This window comes from Thermogladius sp., assembly GCF_049970955.1.
Classification (GTDB): Archaea; Thermoproteota; Thermoprotei_A; order Sulfolobales; family Desulfurococcaceae; genus Thermogladius.
On the sequence record NZ_JBMFLY010000064.1, the window covers coordinates 1 to 4,648 of the forward strand.

Genomic DNA, 4,648 nt, shown 5'->3' on the forward strand with positions numbered 1-4,648 from the left:
GGGTTTGTCGTTTACCACCTTCATATCCATGCTTCACAGCTGGCGGGAGTTACCCGCACAGCTCTACACGTCCAGCGGTAGACCACGTACCTAGTTTTAGGCCTAACTACTCCCGTCCCCCACAGTAAGTGACCTTTAACCCAAGATTCTCTGGGACTAGAGGCGTGTCACGTCCCGAGGACGGGTGAGAGAGCCCTTTTCACGAACTCGTATAGTCTCCTGGTCTCGTCCTCGGTGAATCCGCCTCCACCGAACCTACTGACGACAAACACCCTCTCGATGCGCGAGAGCTCCACTAGGACGTCCGGGTCCTCTATAAGTCTCTTCGCGGCGGGGTCGTGTTCCGCGAGAGTGGCCGCTAGGCCGACCAGCGAGTAAGAGTCCACTAGACCCCCGGTCACCTCGAGTATCCTCGCCGTGAGTGAGAGCCTGACGTACTCGGCTACGTAGTAAGCCGCCCGGTCGTACTCGCCTCTGTCTATCAGCCCCGGCACGTCCTCCAGTAGCCTTCGAGCCCGCACCCGGAACTCGGCCGGGTCCCGGCTAGCCTCGTCAGCCATATATGGCTCTAGCCCTCTTCCTCCTCTCGTGCTCGTTCAGGCAGAGGTCTCTCACCAGTTCATCGACGTCCCGGTACTTCTTGACCGGGGCTAGCCTCCTGTCGTCCAAGTACTCGGGCCACTGCGATATGGCGTCCGTCGGGTACCCTGTCGATACCAGGGCGTAGACCGGCTTCCCCTCCGTGTAGGCGGTCACGGCCTCCTGGAGACAACCGGAGCCACCGCCCAGAACCACCAGCACGTCGGAGGTCCTTACCAGGGCGACGCTCCTACCTCTGAACGAGAGCCCTGTCTTAACGACCACCGCTCTGTCCGGGAAGGAGACGTCTTCCCCCTCCACCGGGGGGAGGACGACCACGGTGAAACCCGCGGATAGGGCCTCGTCCACCACGGTCTTCATGAGGCCCCAGTACCCGCCCACCACGATCCTGTGCTCCACGCCACACCTCTCCTTGAGTAGCTCGACGAACCTCTTGGCTACTCTAGCGAGCTCTACGCTGGGCTCGCCGCTGTGTGCGGCGACACCTACGTACATGCCCTCGCAGTCCCCGGTAGAGAAAATGCCCAGAGAGGTTAATTTACTCTGGTTGAGAGAGAACTATGGAGGTGGCACCCCTGACCTACACCTGCCGGGCCGGCTACGTGACGATCCAGGTGGTCAGCGGCGACATAACCGAGTTCGAGGGTGACGCCATAGTCAACCCGGCCAACACCCTCATGATCATGGGCGGCGGCGTCGCGCTGGCGATCAAGAGGAGGGGCGGGGCGGAGATCGAGGAGGAGGCCAGGAGGCACGCCCCCGTCCCGATAGGCGAGGCCGTCGCGACGGGCGCGGGGAGGCTGAGGGTCAGGTACGTCATCCACGCCCCGACAGTCGAGAGGCCGGGAGGCCCGTCGAGCGCGGAGAACGTTTACAGGGCGGCCTCCGCTGTTGCCAGGCTGGTGAAGGAGCTGGGCCTGAGCAGGGTGGCGCTGCCCTTGATGGGCGCTGGTGTCGGCGGGCTGAGCCCGGAGGAGAGCGTGGAGAGCATGCTGAGGGCCCTGCTGTCGATCGACAGGCCTGTCACCTTCTACCTGTACGCCCGCGACGAGGAGACGGCTAGGAGAGTCGAGGCCGTTGTCAGGTCTAAGTGCGGGTAGGGGTAGGGTCGTATACACCATTGGCTACTCGGGGCTGACACTGGAGTCTCTAGTAGCGGTCCTGGCGAGGCTGGGCGTAGAGCTGGTCGTTGACGTCCGGAGGTTCCCTCGCAGTAGGGTACCGGGGTTCTCCCGACCCGAGCTCGAGAAGGCGCTGGGGGAGAAGGGGTTTGAGTACAGGTGGATGGGCGCCCTAGGCGCCCTCGGCATCAGGTACGAGAGCAGGTTCAGGTGCGTCGACTCGCCGACTTTCAACTCGTACGTCAACTACCTCGTCTTCAGCGAAGAGGCGCAGAGTGCGCTGAGGGAGCTCGCGGGCCTGGCCTCGGAGAGGAAGACCGCGCTGCTATGCCGCGAGAGGGACCCTAGGTTCTGCCACAGGCAGTTTATAGCCGACTACCTCGCACACCTAGGCTTCACCGTAGTGCACGTAGTGGGGGGCTCGACCCGGGGGCACGAGCCGACCCCGTGCTACGCCTACCTCAGTGTGGGGCCGGGCTAGGCGCCCAGCACCTCCGCGTACAGCTCCTCGACAGCCTTCTCGACCTTGGACTTCGGCCTCCCCCTCGTCTTCTCGAAGAACTCGAGAGCGACGTCTGGGAAGATGCAGTAGGTCACCACGTCCTCCTCGCTCGGGTTGAAGCCGTGCTCTACCAGCGCCCTCCTACACTCCTCGAGGGCTGGCTTCAACAGGTCCGCCGGCCTGACGTCGATCGGCTTCTCACCCTTCAACACCAAGTCTATGACCTCCCGCTTGATCGGAGCAGGTGGTCTCCCGTACATCCCCTTCACGTACTCTATCACCTCCTTCGTGACCACGCTGTACCTGCCATTGATCACGTTGAGGAGGGCCTGTGCGCCCACAATCTGCGAGGTCGGCGTGACTAGGGGCGGCCAACCTAAATCTTCCCTGACCCTCCTCACCTCCTCTAGGACCTCCTGTAGCTTGTCCTCAGCGCCGACCTGCTTGAGCTGCTGCATGAAGTTGGTGATCATGCCGCCGGGGATCTGGTGGTCTAGCACGTTTGGGTCGGGCATGAAGGCCCTGACGTCCAGGAGGTCCTTGTACTTGGTGAACAAGACCCGCTCGAGGTATGAGGATATCTTCCTTATAACGTCCATGTTCACCCTCGGCCTCCACTCGGCTGGTAGCGCGTAGTAGAGGGACTGTATACCCGGCTGACCCGTCCCGTAGGCCAGAGGGCTTATCGAGGTGTCGACGAAGTCTGCCCCGGCCTCAACCGCCTTGATGTAGTTCGCTATGGCCAGCCCACCCGTGAAGTGGCTGTGTACGTCCACCGGGATCTTCAGCCTCGCCTTGATCTCCTTGACCAGGTTGTACGTGGTGTAGGGGTCTAGTAGGCCCGCCATGTCCTTTATCGTGATGTGGTCTACCTCGAGGCTCGCGATCTCCTCGGCGAGCTTCAAGTAGTAGTCGAGGGTGTGGACGGGGCTCACGGTATAGGTTATAGTCCCCTGAACGATCGCCCCCAGCTTCTTGGCCTTCTTTATACTGACGGCCATGTTCCTGACGTCGTTCAAGGCGTCGAAGACTCTGAAGACGTCTATGCCGTTCTTGTAGGAGAGCTCCACGAACTTCTCGACCACGTCGTCGGGGTAGTGCCTGTAGCCCACGAGGTTCTGCCCCCTCAAGAGCATCTGGAGCTTGGTCTTCCTCACCCTCTCCCTAACGATCCTGAGCCTCTCCCACGGGTCCTCCTTCAAGTACCTCAGCATGACGTCGAACGTGGCCCCGCCCCACATCTCGATGCTGTAGAAGCCCGCCTCGTCGATCAGGTCCAGTATGGGGATCATGTCCTCCGTCCTCAACCTCGTCGCGATCAGTGACTGGTGGGCGTCTCTGAGAGTGGTGTCGACGATCTCGACCATGTATAGCACCCGGAACCGCACAGCGCGGTGTTATATAACTATGCCGGTCCTAGATAAAAACAGGTATTGCCGTTGGACATTGTCTGCCTGGCCGACGGGAGAGCCTGCGAGGCCGTAGCTTGGAGGGAGGAGGCCCCCGGCATACGGTTTGGGAGGCGCCGGCGAGTGGTGATCGTGGAACCCACTCTCAGGTCTGCCCTGGCCCTAGCCCTCGAGCTATTAGTCAAGGGGAGGCCGGCGAAGGTCGTGGTCGCGCCGGCGGGGGGCGGCCTGTCCGGGGGGAACCCTCTCCTACGCGGCCTGCTCGTCGCGCTGCTTAGACTGACCTCCCCCTCCACCCGGGTGGAGGTCTACTCCTGGAGGGACTACGCTGTCCTGTCGGCGGCCCTCGGCAGCGTTGTACGCCTGAACCCGTCCGCAGTAGTGTTCAGGGTATGGGGTAGGCACCAGCCGTACCCGCTCACGCCCGTAGTCGTCGTTGCGGGCGGGGACCCCCGCGACCTGGAGAGGCTCGCGGACTACTTGTCCGAGAACAGGCTCGGGCTAGCAATAGTGGCCTCCCCGGTCCCCCCGAGGGCTTCGAAGGCGAGCCCGCTCGTACTCTACGTTGTCACGGACTGCTACGGCGACGTCGCGTGGTCGGCTAGCATCTGCCTCACCACCTCCACGTCGATACACTCTATTCTCGCGGCCTCGGAGTGCCTGAGAAGCGGGAGGGCTGTAGTGGCCCCGGAGGGCCTACCCGTCCTAGTCAGCAAGAGGTTGAGAGAAGCCGTGGTCTGGGCTAGGGACACGAGCCTGGAAGGGCTGTTGTCAGCCTTGTTGACCGCTATCAACAGACTCGGAGACCTTAAAAAGCTCTTCCTCCAGGAGCGGGAGACCGCCTAGACGGCTCCGAAGAGCCTGAACGTCATTATCTTCGCCGCGTCTGTCAGCACGAGCGTCACGGCCACCGAGTACAGGAAGCCCACCGCAACAGCGTGCGGCGGTATCGCGGGTATCACCCAGCCCTGGTAGACTAGTAAAGTCCCTGCGATTATGTCGCCGACGATCGAGAG

General features: G+C 62.3%; 6 protein-coding genes. 3 read left to right on the forward strand and 3 right to left on the reverse strand.

The window, feature by feature from the left end:
* Window positions 1-167: 167 nt before the first annotated feature.
* Window positions 168-521 carry a HEPN domain-containing protein gene (locus ACP5VX_RS06225; protein ID WP_428725021.1) on the reverse strand — a complete coding sequence of 118 codons (354 nt, stop codon included), beginning with the start codon at window positions 519-521 and terminating at the stop codon, window positions 168-170.
* Window positions 522-552: 31 nt separating this feature from the next.
* Complete coding sequence (locus ACP5VX_RS06230) at window positions 553-1,095, reverse strand: LOG family protein (RefSeq protein ID WP_428725022.1); 543 nt, start codon at window positions 1,093-1,095, stop codon at window positions 553-555.
* Window positions 1,096-1,160: 65 nt separating this feature from the next.
* On the opposite strand from ACP5VX_RS06230, the gene ACP5VX_RS06235 reads away from it, so the two are divergent.
* A complete protein-coding gene (locus tag ACP5VX_RS06235; protein WP_428725023.1) occupies window positions 1,161-1,700 on the forward strand; it encodes a macro domain-containing protein in 540 nt (179 codons plus the stop codon).
* Complete coding sequence (locus ACP5VX_RS06240; RefSeq protein WP_428725024.1) at window positions 1,678-2,202, forward strand: DUF488 family protein; 525 nt, start codon at window positions 1,678-1,680, stop codon at window positions 2,200-2,202. Before ACP5VX_RS06235 ends, ACP5VX_RS06240 begins: the two co-directional genes overlap by 23 nt.
* On the opposite strand, the gene ACP5VX_RS06245 is transcribed toward ACP5VX_RS06240, so the two are convergent.
* A complete protein-coding gene (locus tag ACP5VX_RS06245; RefSeq protein ID WP_428725025.1) occupies window positions 2,199-3,590 on the reverse strand; it encodes a pyruvate carboxylase subunit B in 1,392 nt (463 codons plus the stop codon). The two genes, ACP5VX_RS06240 and ACP5VX_RS06245, sit on opposite strands and share 4 nt — an antisense overlap.
* Window positions 3,591-3,662: 72 nt before the next feature.
* On the opposite strand from ACP5VX_RS06245, the gene ACP5VX_RS06250 reads away from it, so the two are divergent.
* Window positions 3,663-4,478, forward strand: coding sequence for a hypothetical protein (locus ACP5VX_RS06250; protein ID WP_428725026.1), 816 nt, complete (start codon window positions 3,663-3,665; stop codon window positions 4,476-4,478).
* Window positions 4,479-4,648: the final 170 nt, after the last annotated feature.

Coding starts and splice junctions, on each gene's coding strand:
- ACP5VX_RS06230 (WP_428725022.1), bottom strand. CDS start 1,095: ATGTACGTAGGTGTCGCCGCACACAGCGGCGAGCCCAGCGTAGAGCTC.
- ACP5VX_RS06245 (WP_428725025.1), bottom strand. CDS start 3,590: ATGGTCGAGATCGTCGACACCACTCTCAGAGACGCCCACCAGTCACTG.
- ACP5VX_RS06235 (WP_428725023.1), top strand. CDS start 1,161: ATGGAGGTGGCACCCCTGACCTACACCTGCCGGGCCGGCTACGTGACG.